The organism is Pseudomonas sp. Arb-4-2C, from assembly GCF_055755015.1.
In genome coordinates this window covers 5,950,794-5,975,380 of record NZ_CM146899.1, presented here as the reverse complement: position 1 = coordinate 5,975,380, position 24,587 = coordinate 5,950,794, and the positions used below count along the sequence as shown (strand labels likewise).

The window sequence follows — 24,587 nt, the reverse complement described above, 5'->3', positions numbered from 1 at the left end:
CGGTTCGGCGAAGCCATGCCTGAAGAAAACGTCGGGAGAGTCACCATGCGTGCTGCTCAATTGAAAGCGGTTCTGCCACGGGAGCTGCTGGCTTCGGTGGTTGTGTTCCTGGTCGCCCTGCCGTTGTGCATGGGTATTGCGATTGCTTCAGGGTTGCCTCCGGCCAAAGGTCTGATCACCGGGATCATCGGCGGTCTGGTGGTGGGTTGGCTGGCGGGCTCGCCGTTGCAGGTCAGCGGGCCGGCGGCGGGGCTGGCGGTGCTGGTGTTCGAGCTGGTGCGCCAGCACGGTATCGAGATGCTCGGGCCGATTCTGTTGCTTGCCGGTTTCCTGCAACTGGTGGCCGGACGTTTGAAGCTCGGATGCTGGTTTCGGGTGACGGCGCCAGCGGTGGTGTACGGCATGCTTGCCGGCATCGGTGTACTGATCGTGCTCTCGCAAGTGCACGTGATGCTCGATGCCAAGCCACAGCCCTCCGGCCTGGATAACCTCACAGCCTTCCCCGGCGCGGTGGCGCAAGCGTTGCCGTCGTTCGGCTGGCAGGCCGGGTTGCTCGGGCTGGCAACCATCGCGGTGATGTGGCTGTGGGAGAAATTTCGTCCGCACTCGCTGCGCTTCATTCCCGGTGCGTTGCTCGGCGTCGGCCTGGCCACAGGTGCCAGCCTGCTGCTGGCGTTGCAGGTCAAACGGGTCGAGGTGCCAGCGAATCTGGCCGAAGCCATCGACTGGCTGAAACCGGCGGACTTGCTGAGCCTGGCCGATCCGACACTGCTGATCGCCGCTTTCGCCGTGGCGTTTATCGCCAGTGCGGAAACCCTGCTGTCAGCGGCGGCGGTGGACCGCATGCACAACGGCGTGCGTTCGGACTTCGACCGCGAGCTGTCGGCGCAGGGCGTCGGCAACATGCTCTGCGGTCTGGTCGGTGCGCTGCCGATGACCGGAGTGATCGTGCGCAGCTCGGCCAACGTTCAGGCCGGTGCGACCACCCGTTACTCGACAATCTTCCATGGCCTGTGGCTGCTGGCGTTCGTGCTGCTGCTGTCGAGCGTGCTGCAAAGCATTCCGGTGGCGAGTCTGGCCGGGGTGCTGGTGTATACCGGCTTCAAACTGGTCGACCTCAAGGCCTTTCGCGGTCTGGGCCGTTACGGACGGATGCCGATGTTCACCTACGCCGCCACGGCGCTGGCGATCATTTTCACAGACCTGTTGACCGGTGTGCTGATCGGTTTCGGTCTGACCCTGGTGAAACTGGCGTTCAAGGCTTCGCGCCTGAAGATCAGCCTGATCGACCTGCCGCAGGACGGCGAGATGGAGTTGCGCCTGATCGGTGCGGCGACCTTTCTCAAGGTTCCGGCACTGACCCAGGTGCTGGGCAGCATTCCCGCAGGTACGACGGTGCATGTGCCGCTCAATAACCTGAGCTACATCGACCATTCGTGTCTGGAGTTGCTGGAGGAGTGGGGCCGGGCGAATGCGGCGAAGGGGTCGAAGCTGTTGATCGAGTCGCGTGGGTTGAAGCGACGGCTTGAAGGAAGGGTTCGCACTAACACCGGCATCGGCGCGGCCGGATAAATCCCGCGCTGGCAAAGAAACCCTGTGGGAGGGAGCAAGCCCCCTCCCACAATTGGGATTTGTACCGGGCGTTGAATCAAGCGGCGGGTTGATCCAGCTCCAGGCCCACACCCAGGCGGCGGCCCATGCACGGCCAGCGCTTCCACGCGGCACCGGTATCGGGGCTACTCAATTTGTCGCGATAGGCCTCTACCGACTCCAGCGCAAAACTCTCGTCGTCGAGCATCTCGTCGATAGTGTGATGCACGACTTCGTCCAGTTGATTGGCAAATTCCTCACCGAGCAATTGGTGAGCAATCAGATTGGCGACCGTCATGTCCAAGGGGATCAGTGGCTGGCCGAGATGCTTGATGTACAGGTCATTGACCTCTTCGACAAAGCGATGCGCCAGATAGGCTTCGTCCAGCAGGCTGTCCAGGCCGACCGGCGGCTGGAGGAAGTACTGCTCGGCGATTTTCAGCACCGGTTTGATCTGCGACTCGATTCCCGCTTCCCTGGCGACTTCATTGGCTGCATCCAGCATGTCTGGTACTTCGTCGATATAAGCGGTGACGAAACTCGTCAACGCTTCTTCGCGGTTGGCGTCCGGCAACTGGATGGCCGAATGCAGATGAGGCAACTTGGCTTCAAGCTGACGCTTGAGCCGTCCGGTTTCGTTTTCGGTTTGTCGGGCTTTTTGGATCTGCTCGCGCAATGCGGCGGTGTTCATGAAAACTCCAGGGTACAAGGCAATGAAATAGGGAAGACATAACTTAGCTGGCTTACGAAAAATGCTAAGACGCATTTGTCATAATTATTTCATCCTTGATGCACCGGCGTTATATCGGTTTGCCACCACTCGTCTGCATCCTTCTCCATTCGTGGTCCGGAACGCAAGTGCCAGCTGTTTCAGATGATTTACGCGATCGCGTTGCAATTCCCGGTGGCTGTCTATACTCGCCATTGAATGGAGTTAGCTGATGACGCCCGACTGCACCCGCAGCAAGGCCCGGCGATTCAAGTTCGTAGTCTGATGCAGCCGCTCCCTTGCCGCAGGCGAAAGCCGGCGGGATAACAAGAACGATAAGGGGAACCCGCAATGATGCGACATCCACACGTCTGGATGGGCCTCCTGTTGTGGTCGATTTTCAGCCAGGCCAACGCTGCCTGGACTGTGAATATGGCGCCTGGAGCGACTGAAATCAGTCACGCAGTATTCGACCTGCACATGACCATTTTCTGGATCTGTGTGGTGATCGGGATCATCGTCTTCGGCGCCATGTTCTGGTCGATGATCGTGCATCGCCGCTCCACCGGGCAGGTCGCCGCAAAATTCCACGAAAGTACCACCGTCGAAATTCTCTGGACCGTCGTGCCACTGCTGATTCTGGTGGCGATGGCCGTTCCGGCGACCGCCACCCTGATCCGCATGTACGACACCAGTGAGCCGGATATCGATATCCAGATCACCGGTTACCAGTGGAAGTGGCACTACAAATACCTGGGCCAGGACGTCGAGTTCTTCAGCAACCTGGCAACCCCCGCCGAACAGATTCACAACAAGGAAGCCAAGGGCGAGCACTACCTGCTCGAAGTCGACAAGCCGCTGGTGCTGCCGGTCGGCGCCAAGGTGCGCTTTCTCGTGACCTCCGCCGACGTCATTCACTCGTGGTGGGTGCCGGCGTTCGCGGTCAAGCGTGATGCGATCCCGGGGTTCGTCAACGAGGCCTGGACGCGTATCGACAAGCCCGGCATCTACCGTGGCCAGTGCGCCGAGCTGTGCGGCAAGGATCACGGTTTCATGCCGATCGTGGTCGACGTCAAGGAGAAGCCCGACTACGAAAAATGGCTGGCCGACCGCAAGGCTGAAGCGGCGCAGCTCAAGGAGCTGACCAGCAAGGAATGGACACTGGACGAGCTCAAGGAGCGCGGCGACAAGATCTACCACACCACCTGCGTGGCCTGTCACCAGGCCGAAGGCCAGGGCCTGCCGCCGATGTTCCCGGCGCTCAAAGGCTCGCCGATTGCCACCGGCCCCAAAGCCGACCACCTGCACCGCGTGTACTTCGGCAAGCCCGGCACCGCCATGGCGGCGTTCGGCAAACAGTTGTCGGAAGTCGATATCGCAGCGGTCGTGACCTACGAACGTAATGCCTGGGGCAACAACAAGGGCGACATGGTCACGCCAAAAGAAGTGCTGGAGCTCAAACAGGCGGAAAGCAAATGAGCCGGTCCATCGCGTACTTCGTGAACCGGCCGGGGCAGCGCGCCCCGGCCAGCCCAGCCCACTCACGTAAAGGAGACCGGCCATGAGCGCTGTAATCGATGACCACGGTCATGCCGACCACGCCCACGGCCCCGCCAAAGGCCTGATGCGCTGGGTGCTGACCACCAACCACAAGGACATCGGCACGCTGTACCTGTGGTTTGCGTTCTGCATGTTCCTGCTCGGCGGCTCGTTCGCCATGGTGATCCGCGCGGAGCTGTTCCAGCCCGGCCTGCAGATCGTCGAACCGGCGTTCTTCAACCAGATGACCACCATGCACGGCCTGGTGATGGTCTTCGGGGCGGTGATGCCGGCGTTCGTCGGTCTCGCCAACTGGATGATCCCGTTGATGATCGGCGCGCCGGACATGGCCCTGCCGCGGATGAACAACTTCAGCTTCTGGCTGCTGCCGGCGGCGTTCCTGCTGCTGGTCTCGACCCTGTTCACCGCCGGTGGCGGGCCGAACTTCGGCTGGACGTTCTACGCCCCGTTGTCCACCACCTACGCGCCGGAAAGCGTCACCTACTTCATCTTCGCCATCCACCTGATGGGGATCAGTTCGATCATGGGCGCGATCAACGTGATCGCCACCATCCTCAACCTGCGCGCCCCCGGCATGACCCTGATGAAAATGCCGCTGTTCGTCTGGACCTGGCTGATCACCGCGTTCCTGCTGATCGCAGTGATGCCGGTGCTGGCCGGGTGCGTGACGATGATGCTGATGGACATCCACTTCGGCACCAGTTTCTTCAGTGCCGCCGGTGGCGGTGACCCGGTGTTGTTCCAGCATGTGTTCTGGTTCTTTGGCCACCCCGAGGTGTACATCATGATCCTGCCGGCCTTCGGCGCCGTCAGCCAGATCATCCCGACCTTCTCGCGCAAGCCGCTGTTCGGCTACACCTCGATGGTCTACGCCACGGCGAGCATCGCGTTCCTGTCGTTCATCGTCTGGGCGCACCACATGTTCGTAGTGGGCATTCCGCTGGTGGGCGAACTGTTCTTCATGTACGCGACGATGCTGATCGCGGTGCCGACCGGGGTGAAGGTGTTCAACTGGGCGAGCACCATGTGGCAAGGCTCGCTGACCTTCGAGACGCCGATGCTGTTTGCCGTGGCGTTCGTGATCCTGTTCTCGATCGGTGGTTTCTCCGGACTGATGCTGGCCATTGCCCCGGCGGACTTCCAGTACCAGGACACCTACTTTGTGGTGGCGCACTTCCACTACGTGCTGGTGCCGGGGGCGATCTTCGGAATCTTCGCCTCGGCCTATTACTGGCTGCCGAAGTGGACCGGGCACATGTACGACGAAACCCTCGGCAAGCTGCACTTCTGGCTGTCGTTCGTCGGCATGAACATGACCTTCTTCCCGATGCACTTCGTGGGACTGGCGGGGATGCCACGGCGGATTCCGGACTACAACCTGCAGTTCGCCGACTTCAACATGGTCTCCTCGATTGGCGCGTTCATGTTCGGCGCCACGCAGATCTTCTTCCTGTTCATCGTGATCAAGACCATTCGTGGCGGCCCGGCGGCCCCGGCCAAACCCTGGGATGGCGCCGAAGGCCTGGAGTGGAGCGTGCCGTCACCGGCGCCGTATCACACCTTTACTACGCCACCGGAAGTGAAATGAAACGCCTGGCCTTTGTAGGAGTGAGCCTGCTCGCGATGAGCTGGACGCGGTGTGTCAGGCACACCGCCATCGCGAGCAGGCTCACTCCTACAGGGGGTGGTGTAGAGGGTTGGAATCATGGCTGACTCGATCTCGCTGAAAAAACTGGTCACCCGGCTGCTGGGCGTCGTCGTCGCAATGTTTGTCTTCGGCTTCGCCCTGGTGCCGATCTACGACGTGATGTGCAAGGCGTTCGGCATCAACGGCAAGACCGCCGGGCAGTACGAGGGCGAGCAGGTGGTGGATAACACGCGCCAGGTGCGCGTGCAGTTCCTGTCGATGAACAACGCCGACATGCCGTGGGAGTTCTACCCCAAGGGTGAGGAGTTGGTGACCCACCCCGGCGGCGTCAACGAGATGATCTTCATCGCGCGCAACCCCACCGACAAACCGATGAGCGCCCAGGCCGTGCCGAGTATCGCGCCCAGCGAAGCAGCGGCGTACTTCCACAAGACCGAATGCTTTTGCTTTACCCAGCAGGTGCTGCAGCCGGGTCAGCAGATCGAAATGCCGGTGCGTTTCATCGTTGACCGCGACATGCCCAAGGACGTGAAGCACCTGACGCTGTCCTACACGCTGTTCGATATCACCGCCCGACATCCTCCGGTGGCTGCAAACACTGGCGGTTAAGCGTGCCCGATAAGGAGAACAATAAATGGCAAGTCATGAGCACTATTACGTCCCGGCCCAGAGCAAATGGCCGATCATCGCCACGTTCGGCATGGTCATCACCGTGTATGGGCTGGCCACCTGGTTCAACGATCTGAAGGCTGCGCGCCCGGAATCCCACGGCCCGTACATCTTTTTCGTCGGCGGGCTGTTGCTGGCGTACATGCTGTTCGGCTGGTTCGGTGCGGTGATCAAGGAAAGCCGCGCCGGGCTGTACAGCCCGCAGCTCGATCGCTCGTTCCGCTGGGGCATGAGTTGGTTCATCTTCTCCGAGGTGATGTTCTTCATCGCCTTCTTCGGCGCGCTGTTCTACGTGCGGCACATTTCCGGCCCGGCGCTGGGTGGCGAAGGCCCGAAAGGCATCGCGCACATGCTCTGGCCGAACTTCCAGTTCACCTGGCCGCTGCTGCACACGCCTGACCCGAAACTGTTCCCGCCGCCCAAGGAAGTCATCAGCCCGTGGGGCCTGCCACTGATCAACACGATCCTGCTGGTCAGCTCCAGCGTGACCATCACCATCGCCCACCATGCCTTGAAGAAGGGCCATCGCGGTGCGCTGAAAATCTGGCTGGCGATCACCGTGTTGCTGGGCTGCGGCTTCCTCGCCCTGCAGGCCGAGGAATACATGCACGCCTACCACGAACTGGGGCTGACCCTGGGTTCAGGCATCTACGGCGCGACGTTTTTCATGCTCACCGGTTTCCACGGCGCCCACGTGACCATCGGCACGATCATTCTGTTCGTGATGCTGATGCGCATCATGAAGGGCCATTTCGATGCCGAGCATCAGTTCGGTTTCGAGGCGGCGAGCTGGTACTGGCACTTCGTCGATGTGGTGTGGATCGGCTTGTTCATCTTCGTTTATGTGCTCTGAGGATCGGACAGAGCTACCAGGGCGCGTGCGACACCAATTGGCCGCTGTAGAAACCCCAGGCAATCAAGCCGACGGTGCAAGCGGCCAATGCCACCCGAACACTCAAGGCGACGACCAGGCGATTTGAACTGCTGTCGTCCTTGACCAGGAAAAACAGGCCGCTGAACAGGCTGATCACCGTGGCAATCAGCATCAGGACGATCGCTGCTTTGAGCATGGGAAGACTCCGGGGGTACAGGCGATGCAATCAAGTATAGCGGTCGCATTCACTGCTTTTCTGGCGCGGCCATGAAGCGCTTCCGGCCGGGCGTCGTGCCGACGCTGGTGGTGGCGTTGTTGCTGCCGCTGCTGGTGTCGCTGGGCTTCTGGCAACTGGGCCGGGGCGCGGAGAAAACCGCCCTGCTCGCCAGTTACGCCGAACGCCGCGCCGCCGAACCGATGGCCAGCAGCGAATTGCTGCACAGCGCCGACCCGGCCTATCGCCGGGTGCATCTTTACGGCCAGTTCGATGGCGCCCACAGCCTGTTGCTCGATAACCGCCAGCGCAACGGCAAGGTCGGCATCGAACTGCTGCAACCGTTTCAGGACCGCGCCAGCGGCCTGTGGTTGCTGGTCAATCGTGGCTGGCTACCGTGGCCAGACCGCCGCATAACCCCGCAATTCACCACACCGACTGCCGCGCTGAGTCTCGACGCCTGGGTCTACGTCGCCCCCGGCGCCACCTTCCAGTTGCACGCCGACCCGGCCAGCAGCACCTGGCCGCAAACCATCACCGCCGTCGAACCCGCCAAGCTGTGGAAAACCCTTGAGCGCGACGGCTTCGCCTACGAACTGCTCGCCGAACCCGGCCCTGCCAGCTATGAGGCCGACTGGCCGGTCGTCGCCATGGGCCCGGAAAAACACCTCGGTTACGCCGTGCAGTGGTTCGCCATGGCCACCGCCCTGCTCGGCCTCTACCTCTACCTTGGATTGCACAACGCAAAGGAGAAAACCCATGGGAACGGCCATGAATCCACCCAGCATGTCTGAGGCGAAACCTGCCGCCACCCGCCGCCGTGGACGGATCCAGCTGCTGCTGATTCTGCTTGGCGTGGTCGGCCCGATGATGCTCGCCACCGGCATGTACAAACTGCAGTTCTGGGTGCCGGACGGCCGCAGCTACCACGGCGAACTGATCGGCAATGGCCAGTCCCGCGCCGACCTCGGGGTGCAGGCCGATGAACAGCGCTGGCAGATGCTGGTCACCGCGCCCAAGGACTGCGCGGTTGATTGCCAGCAGTTGGTGTACCTCGCCCGGCAGATCCAGATCGGCCTCGGCCGCGATGCCGGGCGCGCCAGCCACGCCCTCGCCGCCGCGCAACCGCTGAACGCCGACTACGAAGCCAAGCTGAGCCGCGAGTACCCGCAGTTGCAACGCTATCCGCTGGACGCCGCAGCCTTCAGCAAGACCACCGGCGACAAGGCCACACCACAACTGTGGATCATCGACCCGCACGGCAATCTCGTGCTGCGCTACGACCCGAGCGTGAAAGGCAAGGATCTGCTCAACGACCTGCGCCACCTGCTGAAACTGTCGAACATCGGATAAGGGCATCGTCATGGCCAAACCTGGATTTCGCCTCGCGCTGTTTGCCACCCTGCTGGCACTGATCGTCGTGCTGCTCGGCGCCTACACCCGCCTGACACACGCCGGCCTTGGGTGTCCGGACTGGCCAGGTTGCTATGGCTTTATCAGCGTGCCGAAAAGCGAAGCCCAGCTGGCCCATGCCGAACTGCATTACCCCGATTCGCCGGTGGTGGCGCACAAGGGCTGGAACGAGATGATCCACCGCTACTTCGCCGGCACCCTCGGCCTGCTGATTTCGATTTTGGCCGGGCGCGCCTGGGTCAATCGCCGGCATCCGGGACAGCCGCTGAAGCTGCCGCTGTTTCTGCTGGCCGTGGTGTTCGCCCAGGCGGCGTTCGGCATGTGGACGGTGACGCTCAAACTCTGGCCGCAAGTGGTGACCGGGCATTTGCTCGGTGGCTTTGCGACATTGAGCCTGCTGTTCCTGCTGACCTTGAGATTATCCGGCGTGTTGCCGGCGCTGACCGTGCCCAGGCGCTTGCAGTATTGGGCGACTGCCGGGCTGTTGCTGGTGATCGGCCAGATCGCCCTCGGTGGCTGGGTCAGCTCCAACTACGCGGCGGTGGCCTGCATCGACTTCCCGACCTGTCACGGTCAATGGTTGCCGCCCGCTGATTTTGCCAACGGCTTTCACCTGACCCAGCACATCGGCCCGAATTACCTCGGCGGCCAGCTCGACAGCGATGCGCGCACGGCCATTCACCTGACCCACCGCATCGGCGCCCTGTTGGTCACGCTGGTGCTGCTCGGTCTGGCCTGGCAACTCAGGGGCGTCGGCATGACCCGGCTCGCCGGGCTGGTGCTGGTCGCCCTCGGCGCGCAAATCACCCTTGGCATCAGCAACGTGCTGTTTCACCTGCCGCTGCCGGTGGCCGTGGCGCACAACGCCGGCGGCGCAGCACTGCTGCTGACCATGGTGCTGGTCAATTACCACGCGCGAACCAGTCTGGTCCGGGTCAAACAGCCGGTGCTCGCGCGCTGGCGCCTCAGCCCGCGCAAACACGTGGCCGCGCCTATAACGATAAAAGGAGAAACGCCATGGCGCTTCTGATCGGCGAACGTCCCGCGCAAGCGCTGTGGCGTGACTATCTGGAGCTGACCAAGCCGAAAGTGGTGGTGCTGATGCTCATCACCTCGCTGGTCGGCATGTTCCTCGCGACCCGCGCCGGGGTGCCGTGGGCGGTGCTGGTGTTCGGCAATCTGGGTATTGCGCTGTGTGCCGGCGGGGCGGCGGCGGTCAATCATGTGGTCGACCGGCGCATCGACGCGGTGATGGCGCGCACGCACAAACGGCCGCTGGCCGAAGGCCGTGTTTCGCCCGCGGCGGCACTGACCTTTGCACTGGTATTGGCGCTGCTCGGGCAGGCCTTGCTGCTGACCTTCACCAATCCGCTGACCGCCTGGCTGACCCTCGCCTCCCTGCTCGGCTACGCGGTGATCTACACCGGCTTCCTCAAACGTGCGACGCCGCAGAACATCGTCATCGGCGGCCTTGCCGGCGCAGCACCACCGCTGCTCGGCTGGACCGCCGCCACTGGCCATGTCAGCGCCGAACCGTTGCTACTGGTACTGATCATCTTCGCCTGGACCCCGCCGCACTTCTGGGCGCTGGCGATTCATCGCAAGGAGGAATACGCCAAGGCCGACATCCCGATGCTGCCGGTCACCCACGGCGAGCACTACACCAAAGTGCACATTCTGCTGTACGCCTTTGCCCTGCTGGCGGTCAGCCTGCTGCCGTACGTGATCCACATGAGCGGCGTGCTCTACCTGATTTGCGCCCTCGCCCTCGGCGCAAGGTTTCTGCAATGGGCCGTGGTGCTGTACCGTGGCACTCGGCCGCACGCGGCGATCAACACCTTCAAGTACTCTATTTATTACTTGTTCCTGCTGTTCATCGCCCTGCTCGTAGACCACTACTTACTGTTGAACCTATGACTCGAACCCAGAAAACCGTCTTCATCCTCGTCGCCGTGATCGCGCTGATCCTGGGACTTACCGTCAACAAAGTGCTGAGTGGCAAAGGCCAGGGCGACCCCACCGCGCTGATCGACGCCGGCATCATCCTGCTGCCGCAGAGCCGTACCCTGCCGGGCGTGACGATGACCAATCAGGATGGCCAACCGGTCGCCATCGACGAGTTGAAAGGCAAGTGGAGCCTGCTGTTCTTCGGCTACACCTTCTGCCCGGACATCTGCCCGACTACCCTCGCGCAACTGCGGCAGATCAAGAGCGAGTTGCCAAAAGACGCTGTGGATAAATTGCAGATCGTGCTGGTCAGCGTCGACCCGAACCGCGATAGCCCGCAGCAGTTGAAGCAGTACCTGGGCTACTTCGACCCGCAGTTCATCGGCCTGACGCCGAAGTCGATCGAAGAACTGCAGAAGGTGGCGAACGCGGTGAGTATTCCGTTCATTCCGGCCGATACCAGCAAGCCGAATTACACGGTGGATCACAGCGGCAACCTCGCGGTGATCGGGCCGGACGGGACGCAGCGCGGGTTTATTCGGGCGCCGTTGAACAACACCAAACTGGTGGCGCAACTCCCGGTAATGCTCAACCGCAAGTAAGAGCAGGCTGTCCCAAAGTGGGAGCGGGCTTGCTCGCGAATGCGGTGGGACAGATAAAGATATGGCGACTGACACACCGCATTCGCGAGCAAGCCCGCTCCCACAGGGGATTTGTGTCAGGCCAAAAAAAGGGAGCCGCCAGGGCTCCCTTTTTGTACACAACCAACCGAATCAGAACGCCGGCAATACCGCGCCTTTGTACTTCTCGGTGATGAACTTCTTCACTTCCGGGCTGTGCAGGGCGGCAGCCAGTTTCTGCATCGCGTCGCTGTCCTTGTTGTCCTCGCGGGACACCAGGATGTTCACGTACGGCGAGTCGTTGCCTTCGATCACCAGCGCATCCTTGGACGGATCGAGCTTGGCTTCCAGCGCGTAGTTGGTGTTGATCAGCGCCAGATCGACCTGGGTCAGCACGCGCGGGATGGTCGCAGCTTCCAGTTCACGGATTTTCAGGTCTTTCGGGTTCTCGGCGATGTCTTTGACAGTCGACAGGATGTTCTTCGAGTCCTTGAGCTTGATCACGCCAGCCTTGTCCAACAGCAACAGCGCACGGCCGCCGTTGGTGGCGTCGTTCGGGATCACCACGTTCGCGCCACTTGGCAGGTCCTTCAGGTCTTTGATCTTGTTCGAGTACGCACCCAGTGGCTCCAGGTGCACACCGGTCACCGCGACCAGATGGGTGCCCTTGGCCTTGTTGAACTCATCAAGGTACGGCTGGTGCTGGAAGAAGTTGGCGTCCAGACGCTTTTCAGCGACCTGTACGTTCGGCTGAATGTAGTCGGTGAACACCTTGACCTTCAGATCCACGCCTTCTTTGGCCAGAGCCGGCTTCACGAATTCGAGGATTTCTGCGTGCGGCACCGGAGTGGCAGCAACGGTCAGGGTTTCAGCGTGGGCCGAAAAAGCAGCTACGGCAGCGAAAGCAGCGATCAGTTTTTTCATTCAGCTAACTCCTTTTCAAAGCGCCCGTATGGCGCCTGCCAGCGAATGGCCGGCTCATCTCTTGATTACAAAAAACCGGTTATTTGCGCGAGAAATGCACGACCAGGCGGTCGCCCACCATCTGCAGCACTTGCACCAGAATCAGCAGCAACACCACGGTGACGATCATCACGTCGGTCTGGAAACGCTGATAGCCGAAACGGATCGCCAGGTCACCCAGACCACCGGCGCCGACCACACCGGCCATTGCCGTGTAGGACACCAGTGTAATCGCCGTCACCGTAATCGCTGCGAAGATGCCGGGACGGGCCTCTGGCAGCAAAGCGTTCATGATGATCTGCCGGGTGGTCGCGCCCATCGACTGGGTCGCTTCGATGATGCCGCGATCGACTTCACGCAGCGCGGTTTCCACCAGACGCGCGAAGAACGGGGTCGCCCCCACCACCAACGGCGGGATCGCACCGGCCACGCCAAGCGAGGTGCCAGTGATCAGCACGGTGAACGGGATCATCACGATCAACAGAATAATGAACGGCAGCGAACGCAGTATGTTCACTGCCAGCGACATGAAAGCGTAGAGGCCACGGTTTTCCAGGAGCTGACGCGGGCTGCAGAGAAACAGCAACACACCCAGCGGCAGACCGAGCAGCACGGTGAACAGCAGCGAACCGCCGAGCATCAGCATCGTGTCGCCGGTGGCCAGCCAGATTTCGTACCAGTCGATATTGGTGAAGAAACTCATCAGGTCTGCCATTAGCGCAACACCTCCATGTGAACGTCAGCGGCGGTGAAGCGGGCGAAGGCCGCTTCCATGTCGCCACCGGTGACGGCGAGGGTCAGTTGCCCGTAAGGAATGTCTTTGATCCGGTCGATGCGACCGGCGAGGATGCTGTAGTCGACGCCGGTTTCCCGGGCGACAGTACCGAGTAGCGGCGCGTAGGTCGCTTCGCCCTGAAAGGTCAGACGCACGATGCGACCCGGCACGTGAGCGAAGTCATCGCGCTGTTCGCTTTCGTCGATCTGCTCGCTTTCCTGCACAAAACGCTTGGTGGTCGGGTGCTTCGGATGCAGGAACACATCGGCCACCGAACCTTGCTCGACGATCACGCCGGCATCCATCACGGCCACCTGATCGCAGACGCGACGGATCACGTCCATCTCGTGGGTGATCAGGACGATGGTCAGTTTCAGTTCGCGGTTGATCTCGGCCAGCAGTTGCAGGACCGACGCGGTGGTCTGCGGGTCGAGGGCGCTGGTGGCCTCGTCGCACAGCAGAATCTTCGGCTTGGTCGCCAGGGCGCGGGCGATGCCGACGCGCTGTTTCTGGCCGCCGGACAATTGTGCCGGGTACTTTTTGGCATGATCAGACAGACCGACCCGTGCCAGCAACTCGGCGACGCGCTGGTTGATCTCGCTGGTGGACAGTTCACCGGCCAGGGTCAGCGGCAGCGCGACGTTGTCGGCCACGGTCTTGGAGGCGAGCAGGTTGAAGTGCTGGAAGATCATCCCGACTTGCTGGCGGAAACGGCGCAGGCCGTTGGCGTCCAGCGCGGTGACTTCTTCGCCGTCGACGATGATCTTGCCGCCGCTGGAGTCTTCCAGGCGATTGATCAGACGCAGCAGGGTACTTTTCCCCGCACCGGAATGGCCGATCAGGCCGAAGACCTGACCGTTTTCAATCGAAAGACTGGTCGGGTGCAGGGCGGGAATGTCCTTACCGGCGACGCGGTAAGTTTTGTGGACGTTTTGAAACTCGATCACGTAGCGAACCTTGTGGGGCGCGTTAGAAAAGGATCAGCGGTTAGCCGGGCGCGCATTTTAGCCTGTCCGTATAGAGGTTCTTAGCATTTATTTCGCAATTAACCTTCGATTTGGCAATAACAAGATCAAAGGTCATAAAAAAGGAACGCCCCGAGACCCTCATCAGTCACTAAGTAAGCGACTTGAAAACCCTGGGTACCGTGCCCGGGAACCACTCAAGAGTCCCCGACACGTATCGGGGTCAAACGAGGAGTTTACGTCTGATGAGCAGCAAGAAACCTACGACCGACAAAAGCCAGATGGCCGGAACCGATACCCAGGATCGCGCCAACACCAACGCCAAACTCGACAGCCTGGAGAAATTTCGCTCCGACGCCACTGGCCAGGCCCTGCGCACCAATCAGGGAGTCAAGGTCGCCGATAACCAGAACACCCTCAAGGCCGGCCCGCGCGGGCCGTCGCTGCTGGAAGACTTCATCATGCGTGAGAAAATCACGCACTTTGACCATGAACGCATTCCGGAGCGCATCGTTCACGCGCGCGGCACCGGCGCCCATGGCTTCTTTCAGGCGTACGAGAACCATTCGGCGCTGACCAAGGCCGGTTTCCTGCAGGATCCGGGGAAAAAGACTCCGGTGTTCGTGCGTTTTTCCACAGTGCAGGGGCCGCGCGGCTCTGGTGATACCGTGCGCGACGTGCGCGGTTTCGCCGTGAAGTTTTTCACCGATGAAGGCAACTTCGACTTGGTCGGTAACAACATGCCGGTGTTTTTCATCCAGGATGCGATCAAGTTTCCCGATTTCGTCCACGCGGTTAAACCCGAGCCGCACAACGAAATACCCACCGGCGGCTCGGCCCACGACACGTTCTGGGACTTCGTCTCGCTGGTGCCGGAATCGGCGCACATGGTGATCTGGGCGATGTCCGACCGGGCGATCCCGAAAAGCCTGCGCAGCATGCAGGGCTTCGGCATCCACACCTTCCGCCTGATCAACGCCGAGGGCAAATCGCGCTTCGTCAAATTCCACTGGCGTCCGACCGCCGGCACCTGCTCGCTGGTGTGGGACGAAGCGCAGAAGCTCGCGGGTAAAGACACCGACTACCATCGCCGCGATCTCTGGGAAGCCATCGAAATGGGCGACTATCCGGAGTGGGAACTGGGGGTGCAGATCATCGAGGAGGAAAACGAGCATGACTTCGATTTCGACATCCTCGACCCGACCAAACTGATCCCCGAAGAAATCGTGCCGATCACCCCACTGGGCAAGATGACCCTCAACCGTAACCCGGACAACTTCTTCGCCGAGACCGAGCAGGTCGCATTCTGTCCCGGTCATATCGTGCCGGGCATCGACTTCTCCAATGACCCGCTGCTGCAAGGTCGGCTGTTTTCCTACACCGATACGCAAATCAGCCGACTCGGCGGACCGAATTTTCATGAGTTGCCAATCAACCGCCCGGTGGCGCCGTTCCACAACGGTCAGCGTGATGCGCAGCACCGCTCCGTAATCGATAAGGGCCGCGCCTCTTATGAGCCGAACTCGATTGATGGCGGCTGGCCGAAAGAAACCCCTCCGGCGGCCAAAGACGGCGGCTTCGAGAGCTACCCTGAACGCATTGATGCGAACAAGATCCGCCAGCGCAGCGAGTCGTTCAGCGACCACTTCTCTCAGGCACGGCTGTTCTTCAACAGCATGAGTGAGCACGAGAAGGAGCACATCATCGCCGCCTACAGCTTCGAGCTGGGCAAGGTCGAACGTGAGTTTATCCGCGCGCGGGAGGTGAACGAGATCCTGGCCAACATCGACCTGGAGCTGGCCAAGCGTGTCGCGGTCAATCTGGGGTTGCCGGCGCCAGCCAAAGGCACGGTCGAGGTGCGTCGAACCTCGTTCGATCATTCGCCGGCGCTGAGTCAGGCCAATCTGCTGCCGGAAAACATCAAAACCCGCAAAGTGGCGATTCTTGCAGCCAACGGCGTCGATGGTGCTGCGATTGAGGCGATGAAGAAGGCGTTGGCGGCTGAAGGTGCGCACGCCAAGCTGCTGGGGCCAACCTCAGCGCCGGTGAAGACTGCCGACGGCAAAACCCTGGCGGTGGATGCATCCATGGAGGGCATGCCTTCGGTGATCTTCGATGCGGTGTTCGTGCCGGGTGGCGCGGCGTCGATCAAGGCGTTGAGCGGCGACGGCGTGGCGTTGCACTACCTGCTGGAGGCCTATAAGCATCTGAAGGCGATTGCGCTGCACGGCGAGGCCAAGCAGCTGCAGGACCTGTTGAAGCTGGAGGCGGATGCAGGGTTGCTGCAGGGCAAGGATGTGCCGGGGCTGACCAAGCCGTTCTTTGCCGCGATCGGGCAGCATCGGGTGTGGGCGCGGGAGCCTAAGGCCAAGGCCATTCCGGCCTAAAGGTCTTCGCTGACTGGCAGGATGCCTTCGCGAGCAAGCCCGCTCCCACATTATTGGATTGGTGTACGACACAGATCCAGTGTGGGAGCGGGCTTGCTCGAGAAGCTTTCAGGGCTTGGCAGGAATCAGAACCATCTGCGCCGGGACTGTACGCACGATCTGCTTCTCGATCTGCAGATCGAAATCCGGATTCAGTTTCTTCACACGCTTGGTCAGCAACGTCGCCAGCCAAGGGTAATCATTGGTCCGTGGCGCCTGAATGGTCACGGCACATTCGTAATTCACCACATCGGCGGCGATCGCATCCAGTTGGCGGCGAAGTTTGCGGCTATCGGTGATGTTCAGCGCCACCGTGGTGCTCTCGGCGGTCGGATCGATCACCTTGGCTTTCGGTTTGGCTTCAGCTGCCAGCAACGCCGCTTCGGCTTTTTCCAGCTCGGCTTTACGGGCTTCGGTGATGGCGCCGTTGACCCCGCCGGTCAGCGCCGGGGCTTTGGGCATCAGGGCGCGGGCACGGCTCAGCGCGGTGGCTGCGGCGTTCACATCACCCTTTTGCAACACGATCTGGCTGCGACGCAGGTAGGCTTCGGCCAACTGGCGCTGGTATTGCTCCAGGGACTGATCGTTGGGAGTTTCAGTCTGCAAGGCCGCCAGCTGGTCTTCGGCGGTGGCCAGTTCGCTGCTGGCCAGGCTTTGCTCCAGCTGTGCGATGGCCGTGGCCCGCGCGTCGGGGGCTTCGGCCACCGGCGGCGTGCTTTGGCAGGCGCCCAGCAGCACGGAAAATGCGACAAGGAGCAGATAACGGGAGGCGAACGGCTTCATTCCTGCGACTCTCTAATTGCGCAAAAAGCGAGCAAGTCTACACCCCTCGACGGGGCAGAACAAAACTCAGCAGAAACAGTGCGGCCGCCGTCACAACGATTGACGGCCCCGCCGGGGTGTCCTTGAACCATGACAGCGTCAGCCCGCCACACACCGCGAGCATGCCCAGCAGGCTCGCGCCCAAGGCCATCTGCTCCGGCGAGCGGGCGTGACGTTGTGCCGCAGCCGCCGGGATGATCAACAGCGAGGTAATCAGCAACACGCCGACGATTTTCATCGCCACCGCGATCACCACCGCGATCAACAGCATCAGCGCCATGCGCAGGCCCGCCACCGGCAGGCCTTCGACCTTGGCCAATTCCTCATGCACAGTGATCGCCAGCAGCGGCCGCCACAATGTCACCAGCAACACCAGCACCGCCGCGCTGCCGCCGAGGATCCACATCAGATCGGTCGGGCTGATCGCCAGCAAGTCGCCGAACAGATAGGCCATCAGGTCGATCCGCACTTCATGCATGAAGCTTAGTACCACCAGCCCGAGAGAGAGCGTGCTCGGTGCAAGAATTCCCAACAGCGTGTCGGAGGCCAGCGGCTGACGCTGTTGCAGGGTCACCAGCAGCACCGCCAGCAGCAGGCAGCCAACCGTGACCGCAACGGTCGGGCTGACATCCAGCAGAAAGCCCAGCGCCACGCCAAGCAGTGCAGCGTGGGACAGGGTGTCGCCGAAATAGGCCATCCGTCGCCAGACCACAAACGAGCCCAACGGCCCGGCGACCACCGCCAGTGCCAGACCTGCAAGCAGGGCATACAACAGAAAATCAGCCATGCTTGCAGTTGTCTCCGTGAACGTGGGTGTGGCCCGCGCCGGGCGCCTTGACCACCGAACCGTGCAGGTCGTGGGCGTGGTCGTGATGGTGGTGATAGATCGCCAGACTCGGCGCATTCTTGCCGAACAGCTCGACGAACGCCGGATCGCCGCTGACTTGCTCCGGATGCCCGGAGCAGCAGACGTGACGGTTCAGGCACACCACCTGATCGGTGGTGCTCATCACCAGGTGCAAATCGTGGGAAACCATCAACACGCCGCAGCCGTGACGGTCACGCAGGCGGGTAATCAGGCTGTACAGCTCGGCTTGCCCGGCGACATCGACGCCTTGCACCGGCTCATCCAGCACCAATAGTTCCGGCTCGCGCAGCAGCGCCCGCGCCAGCAGCACCCGCTGCATCTCACCACCGGAAACGCTTTGCACCGGGCTGTCGATCACGTGTTCGGCGCCGACTTCCTTGAGCGCCGCCAATGCACGCGGGCGGTCTACACCGGGCACCAGACGCAGGAAGCGCAGCACCGACAGCGGCAAGGTCGGATCGACGTGGAGTTTTTGCGGCATGTAGCCGACGCGCAGTTTCGGCTTGCGCCAGACACTGCCGCTGTCCGGCTTCAACAGCCCGAGCACGGCGCGCACCAGAGTAGTCTTGCCGGCGCCGTTGGGGCCGATCAGCGTGACGATCTGCCCCGGCTCGACGCTCAGCTCGATGTTGTCCAGCACGGTCTGCCCGGCAAAGGTGACGGCGACGTGCTGAAGACGGATCAACGGGTTGCTCATCAAGCCCCCTGGCAACCGGAGCACAGGCCGACCACTTCAACGGTCTGCGCTTCGACGATGAAACCGACGTCTTTGGCGCTGTTGATGATCGCGTCGCTGATGGCTTTCTGTTCCAGCTCGATGGCGGCGTGGCAGTCGCGGCAGATCAGGAACTGGCCCTGGTGCGCATGCTCGGGGTGCACGCAACCGACGAAGGCGTTGAGCGACGAGATGCGGTGCACCAGGCCGTTTTCCAGGAGAAAATCCAGCGCGCGGTAGACGGTTGGCGGCGCGGCGCGGCGGCCGTCCTGCTCGCTCAGCACCGCGAGAATGTCATAGGCGCCCAACGGCTTGTGGCTCTGCCACACCAGTTCCAGCACCCGCCGGCGCAACGCAGTCAGGCGCAGGCCTTTCTGGGCGCACAAGGCATCGGCCTCGGTCAGTGCGCTGTGCACGCAATGAGAGTGGTCGTGGGGACGGCTGGCAATCGGTGTAATAGGCATGGGCGGCGACGAGTTTTGATAGAGACGTTATTATGTTACCCGTTCTCGCCTCCTTGAGTGGTCATCGTGTCCCGACTTTTTTCTGTTTTTGTGGCTTTTGTCGCCAGTTTTCTGCTGATCGGTTCGGCCCAGGCCGAGGTCAAGGTCCTCACCAGCATCAAACCGTTGCAGTTGATTGCAGCGGCGGTGCAGGACGGCGTGGCGATTCCCGAAGTGTTGCTGCCGCCGGGCGCTTCGCCGCACAACTACGCGCTGCGCCCCTCGGATGTGCGCAAGGTGCAATCGGTGGACTTGCTGTACTGGATCGGTCCGGACATGGAAGGTTTCCTGCCGCGCGTGCTCAACGGTCGGACCCTGCCGAGCGTGGCCGTGCAAGATCTGCCGGACATGAAACTGCGCCGCTTTGCCGAAGACAGCCACTCCCACGCCGAAGACGCCGACGAGCATGACCACGACCACCGCCCGGGCACCCTGGACGCGCATCTGTGGTTATCGCCGGTGAATGCGCGGGTGATTGCCGACAAAATGGCTGCCGACCTGAGCGCCGCCGATCCGGCCAACGCCGAGCGCTATCAGAGCAACGCCAAGGCCTTCGATGAGCGCCTGGATGCGCTGGATGCACGCTTGAAGAAGCGTCTGGCCGGTATTGAAGGCAAACCGTACTTCGTGTTTCACGAAGCCTTCGATTACTTCGAGGACGCTTACGGCCTGAAGCACACCGGCGTGTTCAGCGTGGCGGCGGAAGTGCAGCCGGGCGCGCAGCATGTGGCGGCGATGCGCAAACGCCTGCAGGAAGTGGGCAAGACCTGTGTGTTCAGCGAGCCACCGCTGCGTCCGCGCCTGGCGGAGACACTGGTAGCGGGTCTGCCGGTGAAGCTGGCGGAGCTGGATGCGTTGGGTGGTTACACGCCAGCGACGGCTCAGGGATATGAGCAGGTGCTGGAGAAGCTGGGCAATGATCTGGCCGGGTGCCTGGAATCGCTGTAACCCCCGACTCCTGTGGGAGCGAGCCTGCTCGCGAAAGCGGTGTGCCAGTCAACATAGATGCTGAATGTGCCGCCCCATTCGCGAGCAAGCCCGCTCCCACAGGTTCGTGGTGGCCTCCAGAATTAACTCAGAGGGCAAACGGCAGCGGTGTATGCACCTGCTGCCGCTGCGCCAATCGCTGCTCGAACTCCCGCGGATCGTGAATCAGCACGTCCTGCCCGGCAAACTGCTCGGCGGCGATCAATCGCGACAGCCAGAACCGCACACACGCCACACGCAACATGGTCGGCCACAACTCGGCCTCCGCTGCCGTGAACGGCCGCAACGCGGCATAGGCGCCGAGAAATGCGCGGGCACGCGGCCCATCGATCAAACCGTCCTCGTCCGAACACCAGTCGTTCAAAGCAATCGCCACGTCGTAGAGCATCGGCCCCGAGCAGGCGTTGTAGAAGTCGATCAACCCGGTCAGGTGCGTGCCTTCGAACATCGCGTTGTCGCGGAACAGGTCGGCATGGATGTTGGCCCGTGGCAACGCAAGAATCCTGTCTTTCTGCGCAGTGATTTCCTCCAGCGCCTTGTGCAACAGCGCACGCGGCTCGTCGCTCAGGTGCGAGAGAAACTCCGTGCCCTCCTCCAGCATCCAGTCCAGGCCACGATCGGTCTTGCGCTTGATCATGCGCTCGCCCTGGGTCGCCAGGTGCAGATGCGCCTGCAACTCACCGACCTGCGCGCAATGCTGGGCGTTGGCGACCTTGATGTGTTTGCCGGACAGGCGCGGTTGCAGCAGCGCCGGCTTGCCCTTGAGCTCACGCAGCGCCACACCGTCAGTGGTGCGCAGTGCGTAAGGTACCGGCAGATCGGCCTCGTGCAGCACATCGAGCAGGTTGATGAAGAACGGCATCTCCTGCACCGGACCGCGCTCGACCAGGGTCAGGACGAACTCGCCCTGCTCCAGGCTGACAAAGAAATTGGTGTTTTCGCTGCCGGCGGCGATCCCCTGGAAATCAAGCAGACGGCCGAGCCCGTAAGGGGCGAGAAAGGTTTCCAGCTCGGGCCGAGCCAGGGGGGTGAACACAGACATGGTTAAAAACTGCTCAGTTCGGGCGCCGCCAGCACAGCAGCGCCGATTAAAATTAAGAGACTACTTCCATTCGAAAATCTTCCACGACGGGATCAGCATATCCGGCTGATCCGAGCGGATGAAGTTTGCATCGGTACCGTCCGCACGCACCAGAAAATAGGGAGGAAATCCCTTCTGGGTAACCTTGATCGCATACAGGAAACCGTTTTGGCGGTATTCCTGAATGGTCTTGTCGCCTTCCGTGCGGATGGTAACTTCCGGATCGGCCGACGGCGCATCATCCGCGGCCATCGCCGCCAACGGTGAGATTGCAATCAAACTGACCAGCAGCAAGCGATTTAACGTACGCATGATAACCTTGTCCCTTTGTCGTCAACGGTCCCGCTATTCTAGCGCCGGGCCCGCCGAAAAGGTTGATTCTGCTCATGAGCCAAGCCCCCCTCGTCCTGGTGGACGGTTCGTCTTACCTGTACCGCGCTTTCCACGCACTGCCACCACTGACCACCTCCAAAGGCCTGCCGACCGGCGCGGTCAAAGGTGTGCTGAACATGCTCAAGAGTCTGCGCAAGCAGTACCCGGACAGCCCGTTCGCCGTGGTCTTCGACGCCAAGGGCGGGACGTTTCGCGATGAGATGTACGCCGAATACAAGGCCAACCGGCCGAGCATGCCCGACGACATGCGCGTGCAGATCGAGCCGCTGCACCAGAGCGTGATCGCCCTCGGTTTTCCGCTGCTGTGCGTGGAAGGCGTCGAGGCTGACGACGTGATCGGCACCCTGGCGCGCAGCAGCGCGGCGGCGTATCGCCCGGTGATCATCTCCACCGGCGACAAGGACATGGCGCAACTGGTCGACGGCCACATTACCTTGGTCAACACCATGTCCGGCAGTTCGATGGACGTCGAGGGCGTGAAGGAGAAATTCGGCGTCGCTCCGGAGCAGATCATCGATTATCTGGCGCTGATGGGCGACTCTTCCGACAATATCCCCGGCGTTCCCGGTATCGGCCCGAAGACCGCATCCGGCCTGCTGGTGGGCGTCAACGGCGGCCTGACCGAGCTCTATGCGCAGCTCGACATCGTCCCGACCTTGCCCATTCGTGGGGCCAAGACCCTGCCGGCCAAGCTCGAAGAGCACAAGGAGATGGCGTTCCTCTCCTATCAACTGGCGACCATCAAGGTCGACGTGCCGCTGGACGTCGAACTCGACGATCTGCAAATGGGCGCGGAAGATCCCGCCAAACTCTACGAGCTCTACACCCTGCTGGAATTCAAGAGCTGGCTGAATGACCTCGACCGCGACGCCAAGCGCCAGGAACTGAGCGCGGCCATCGAGCCTGCGCCGGCTGGCGATCTGTTCAGCGCACCTGCGGCCCAAACGCCAGCCGCCCCCGCTGAAGCCGCTTATGAAACCATCCTCGATCAGGCGCGTTTCGACGTCTGGCTGGAAAAACTGCAGAACGCCAAGCTGTTCGCCTTCGACACCGAAACCACCGGCATCGACGCGCAACAGGCGCAACTGGTCGGCCTGTCGTTCGCCGTGCAGGCCAACGAAGCGGCGTATATCCCGCTGACCCACTCCTACATCGGCGTGCCCGAGCAACTGGATCGCGACACCGTGCTGCGCGCGCTGAAGCCGATTCTCGAAGATCCGAACAAACTCAAGGTTGGCCAGCACGCCAAGTTCGACATGAACATCCTGGCCAACTGCGCCATCGGCGGCGATCAGAACAACGGCATCAGCGTGCGCGGCATCGCCTTCGATACGATGCTTGAGTCCTACGTGCTCAACTCCACTGCCACCCGCCACGACATGGACAGCCTCGCGCAGAAGTATCTGGATCACACCACCGTGAGCTTCCAGGACATCGCCGGCAAAGGCGCCAAGCAACTGACCTTCGACCAGATCGCCCTGGAACAGGCCGGGCCGTACGCCGCCGAAGATGCCGACATCACCTTGCGTCTGCACCAGACCCTGTTCGAAAAGCTCAGCGCGATCCCGAGCCTGGCCAGTGTGCTGACCGACATCGAAATCCCGCTGGTGCCGGTACTGGCGCGCATCGAACGCCAGGGCGCATTCGTCGACGCCGCACTGCTGGGCGTGCAGAGCATCGAACTGGGCGAAAAGATGGTTGCGCTGGAGCGCGAAGCGTTCGAGATTGCCGGGGAAGAGTTCAATCTCGGCTCGCCGAAACAACTGGGCGTGATCCTCTACGAAAAACTCGGCCTGCCGGTGCTGAAGAAAACCGCCAAGGGCCAGCCATCGACCGCCGAGGAAGTGCTGGCGAAACTCGCCGAGGACGATCACCGCTTGCCGAAAGTGCTGATGGAGCACCGCTCCATGAGCAAGCTGAAAAGCACTTACACCGATCGTCTGCCGGAGCAGATCAACCCGCGCACCGGGCGCATCCACACCTCGTACCATCAGGCTGTGGCGTCCACCGGTCGCCTGTCTTCCAGCGATCCGAACCTGCAGAACATTCCGGTGCGTACCGCTGAGGGCCGACGCATCCGTCAGGCCTTCGTCGCACCAAGAGGCTACAAACTGCTGGCGGCGGACTACTCGCAGATCGAACTGCGGATCATGGCCCACCTGTCCAGGGACGAAGGCCTGATGAACGCCTTCCGCAACAACCTGGACGTGCACACCGCGACCGCTGCCGAAGTGTTCAAGGTCGAACTCGACGAAGTGACCTCCGACCAGCGCCGTGGCGCCAAGGCGATCAACTTCGGCCTGATCTACGGCATGGGCGCGCAGAAGCTCGGCAAGGACATCGGCGTCGACACCAAGACCGCCAAGGCCTACATCGACACCTACTTCGCCCGCTACCCCGGCGTGCGCGAATACATGGAGCGCACCCGCAAGCAGGCTGCCGATCAGGGCTACGTCGAAACGTTCTTCGGTCGCCGCCTGTACCTGCCGGAGATCAACTCCAACAAGCCGCAAGAGCGCGCCGCCGCTGAACGCACAGCGATCAACGCGCCGATGCAGGGCACTGCAGCAGACATCATTAAGAAAGCCATGGTGGCGGTGGATAATTGGCTGGCATCGTCCGCACTGGACGCCAAAGTCATCCTGCAGGTGCACGACGAACTGGTTCTGGAGGTTCGCGAGGATCTGGTCGATCAGGTGAGCCAGGAAATCCGCCTGCACATGAGCGAAGCGGCGAAGCTGGACGTGCCGTTGCTGGTGGAAGTCGGCGTCGGCAACAACTGGGATGAGGCGCACTAAGGCGTCTGGGCCGGGCGTTTGCCGCGACACACTGTCGCGGCAAACGC

At 61.8% G+C, this 24,587-nt stretch carries 24 protein-coding genes; 13 read left to right on the top strand and 11 right to left on the bottom strand.

What is annotated here, in order from left to right; translation table 11 throughout:
* Positions 1 to 45: 45 nt before the first annotated feature.
* Positions 46 to 1,572, top strand: a complete 1,527-nt coding sequence (locus tag AC0J41_RS27135) for a SulP family inorganic anion transporter (protein ID WP_473014064.1) — start codon at positions 46 to 48, stop codon at positions 1,570 to 1,572.
* Positions 1,573 to 1,648: 76 nt separating this feature from the next.
* Here the strand turns inward: AC0J41_RS27135 and AC0J41_RS27130 are convergent, their stop codons facing one another.
* Complete coding sequence (locus AC0J41_RS27130) at positions 1,649 to 2,281, bottom strand: hypothetical protein (RefSeq protein ID WP_007962790.1); 633 nt, start codon at positions 2,279 to 2,281, stop codon at positions 1,649 to 1,651.
* 369 nt (positions 2,282 to 2,650) lie between these two features.
* Here AC0J41_RS27130 and coxB point away from each other — a divergent pair, with 369 nt between their 5' ends.
* From coxB to AC0J41_RS27110, 4 genes are all read left to right on the top strand, one after another.
* Positions 2,651 to 3,778, top strand: coding sequence for a cytochrome c oxidase subunit II (gene coxB / locus AC0J41_RS27125; RefSeq protein WP_025112324.1), 1,128 nt, complete (start codon positions 2,651 to 2,653; stop codon positions 3,776 to 3,778).
* A gap of 82 nt (positions 3,779 to 3,860) precedes the next feature.
* The gene (ctaD, locus tag AC0J41_RS27120; protein WP_025112323.1) at positions 3,861 to 5,447 is read left to right on the top strand and encodes a cytochrome c oxidase subunit I; all 1,587 of its coding nucleotides are present in this window, start codon (positions 3,861 to 3,863) and stop codon (positions 5,445 to 5,447) included.
* Between the two features lie 117 nt (positions 5,448 to 5,564).
* The gene (locus tag AC0J41_RS27115) at positions 5,565 to 6,116 is read left to right on the top strand and encodes a cytochrome c oxidase assembly protein (RefSeq protein ID WP_473014063.1); all 552 of its coding nucleotides are present in this window, start codon (positions 5,565 to 5,567) and stop codon (positions 6,114 to 6,116) included.
* A gap of 25 nt (positions 6,117 to 6,141) precedes the next feature.
* Positions 6,142 to 7,029, top strand: a complete 888-nt coding sequence (locus AC0J41_RS27110; protein WP_102355453.1) for a cytochrome c oxidase subunit 3 — start codon at positions 6,142 to 6,144, stop codon at positions 7,027 to 7,029.
* Positions 7,030 to 7,042: 13 nt separating this feature from the next.
* Here AC0J41_RS27110 and AC0J41_RS27105 read toward each other — a convergent pair whose 3' ends face one another.
* A complete protein-coding gene (locus tag AC0J41_RS27105; RefSeq protein ID WP_025112320.1) occupies positions 7,043 to 7,246 on the bottom strand; it encodes a twin transmembrane helix small protein in 204 nt (67 codons plus the stop codon).
* Between the two features lie 71 nt (positions 7,247 to 7,317).
* Here AC0J41_RS27105 and AC0J41_RS27100 point away from each other — a divergent pair, with 71 nt between their 5' ends.
* From AC0J41_RS27100 to AC0J41_RS27080, 5 genes are read left to right on the top strand one after another with little or no spacing between them, the layout of a single operon-like run.
* The gene (locus tag AC0J41_RS27100; protein ID WP_473014062.1) at positions 7,318 to 8,058 is read left to right on the top strand and encodes an SURF1 family protein; all 741 of its coding nucleotides are present in this window, start codon (positions 7,318 to 7,320) and stop codon (positions 8,056 to 8,058) included.
* Complete coding sequence (locus AC0J41_RS27095; RefSeq protein ID WP_025112318.1) at positions 8,024 to 8,617, top strand: hypothetical protein; 594 nt, start codon at positions 8,024 to 8,026, stop codon at positions 8,615 to 8,617. Before AC0J41_RS27100 ends, AC0J41_RS27095 begins: the two co-directional genes overlap by 35 nt.
* 10 nt (positions 8,618 to 8,627) lie before the next feature.
* Entirely contained in the window at positions 8,628 to 9,707 is a 1,080-nt protein-coding gene (locus AC0J41_RS27090; protein ID WP_473014061.1) for a COX15/CtaA family protein, read from the top strand.
* Positions 9,695 to 10,594 carry a heme o synthase gene (cyoE, locus tag AC0J41_RS27085; protein WP_473014060.1) on the top strand — a complete coding sequence of 300 codons (900 nt, stop codon included), beginning with the start codon at positions 9,695 to 9,697 and terminating at the stop codon, positions 10,592 to 10,594. Before AC0J41_RS27090 ends, cyoE begins: the two co-directional genes overlap by 13 nt.
* A complete protein-coding gene (locus tag AC0J41_RS27080) occupies positions 10,591 to 11,226 on the top strand; it encodes an SCO family protein (RefSeq protein WP_473014059.1) in 636 nt (211 codons plus the stop codon). Before cyoE ends, AC0J41_RS27080 begins: the two co-directional genes overlap by 4 nt.
* Positions 11,227 to 11,397: 171 nt before the next feature.
* On the opposite strand, the gene AC0J41_RS27075 is transcribed toward AC0J41_RS27080, so the two are convergent.
* The 3 genes from AC0J41_RS27075 to AC0J41_RS27065 form a co-directional block, all read right to left on the bottom strand.
* The gene (locus AC0J41_RS27075; RefSeq protein ID WP_025112315.1) at positions 11,398 to 12,168 is read right to left on the bottom strand and encodes a MetQ/NlpA family ABC transporter substrate-binding protein; all 771 of its coding nucleotides are present in this window, start codon (positions 12,166 to 12,168) and stop codon (positions 11,398 to 11,400) included.
* Positions 12,169 to 12,247: 79 nt separating this feature from the next.
* Positions 12,248 to 12,922 carry a methionine ABC transporter permease gene (locus AC0J41_RS27070; RefSeq protein WP_025112314.1) on the bottom strand — a complete coding sequence of 225 codons (675 nt, stop codon included), beginning with the start codon at positions 12,920 to 12,922 and terminating at the stop codon, positions 12,248 to 12,250.
* Entirely contained in the window at positions 12,922 to 13,929 is a 1,008-nt protein-coding gene (locus AC0J41_RS27065; RefSeq protein ID WP_025112313.1) for a methionine ABC transporter ATP-binding protein, read from the bottom strand. Before AC0J41_RS27065 ends, AC0J41_RS27070 begins: the two co-directional genes overlap by 1 nt.
* A 263-nt stretch (positions 13,930 to 14,192) precedes the next feature.
* Here AC0J41_RS27065 and katE point away from each other — a divergent pair, with 263 nt between their 5' ends.
* A complete protein-coding gene (gene katE, locus AC0J41_RS27060; protein ID WP_473014058.1) occupies positions 14,193 to 16,334 on the top strand; it encodes a catalase HPII in 2,142 nt (713 codons plus the stop codon).
* Between the two features lie 108 nt (positions 16,335 to 16,442).
* On the opposite strand, the gene AC0J41_RS27055 is transcribed toward katE, so the two are convergent.
* Genes AC0J41_RS27055 through AC0J41_RS27040 form a run of 4 tightly spaced genes read right to left on the bottom strand, consistent with a single transcriptional unit; the run spans position 16,443 to position 19,242 of the window.
* Complete coding sequence (locus tag AC0J41_RS27055) at positions 16,443 to 17,156, bottom strand: PA5502 family lipoprotein (RefSeq protein ID WP_473014057.1); 714 nt, start codon at positions 17,154 to 17,156, stop codon at positions 16,443 to 16,445.
* 37 nt (positions 17,157 to 17,193) lie between these two features.
* Complete coding sequence (gene znuB / locus AC0J41_RS27050; protein WP_473014056.1) at positions 17,194 to 17,982, bottom strand: zinc ABC transporter permease subunit ZnuB; 789 nt, start codon at positions 17,980 to 17,982, stop codon at positions 17,194 to 17,196.
* A complete protein-coding gene (znuC, locus tag AC0J41_RS27045; protein ID WP_025112309.1) occupies positions 17,975 to 18,760 on the bottom strand; it encodes a zinc ABC transporter ATP-binding protein ZnuC in 786 nt (261 codons plus the stop codon). Before znuC ends, znuB begins: the two co-directional genes overlap by 8 nt.
* Positions 18,760 to 19,242, bottom strand: a complete 483-nt coding sequence (locus AC0J41_RS27040) for a Fur family transcriptional regulator (RefSeq protein WP_025112308.1) — start codon at positions 19,240 to 19,242, stop codon at positions 18,760 to 18,762. The genes znuC and AC0J41_RS27040 overlap by 1 nt, the downstream gene beginning before the upstream one ends.
* Before the next feature lie 66 nt (positions 19,243 to 19,308).
* On the opposite strand from AC0J41_RS27040, the gene AC0J41_RS27035 reads away from it, so the two are divergent.
* On the top strand, positions 19,309 to 20,229 hold the full coding sequence (locus AC0J41_RS27035; RefSeq protein ID WP_473014055.1) for a zinc ABC transporter substrate-binding protein: 921 nt from the start codon (positions 19,309 to 19,311) through the stop codon (positions 20,227 to 20,229).
* A 127-nt stretch (positions 20,230 to 20,356) separates the two neighbouring features.
* Here AC0J41_RS27035 and AC0J41_RS27030 read toward each other — a convergent pair whose 3' ends face one another.
* Together AC0J41_RS27030 and AC0J41_RS27025 are read right to left on the bottom strand one after the other, a co-directional pair.
* Positions 20,357 to 21,310: a homoserine kinase gene (locus tag AC0J41_RS27030; protein ID WP_473014054.1), complete on the bottom strand. Its 954-nt coding sequence runs from the start codon at positions 21,308 to 21,310 to the stop codon at positions 20,357 to 20,359.
* Positions 21,311 to 21,370: 60 nt separating this feature from the next.
* A complete protein-coding gene (locus tag AC0J41_RS27025) occupies positions 21,371 to 21,661 on the bottom strand; it encodes a DUF2782 domain-containing protein (protein WP_025112305.1) in 291 nt (96 codons plus the stop codon).
* Between the two features lie 74 nt (positions 21,662 to 21,735).
* Here AC0J41_RS27025 and polA point away from each other — a divergent pair, with 74 nt between their 5' ends.
* Positions 21,736 to 24,540 carry a DNA polymerase I gene (gene polA, locus AC0J41_RS27020; RefSeq protein WP_473014053.1) on the top strand — a complete coding sequence of 935 codons (2,805 nt, stop codon included), beginning with the start codon at positions 21,736 to 21,738 and terminating at the stop codon, positions 24,538 to 24,540.
* The last annotated feature ends 47 nt before the right edge of the window (positions 24,541 to 24,587 follow it).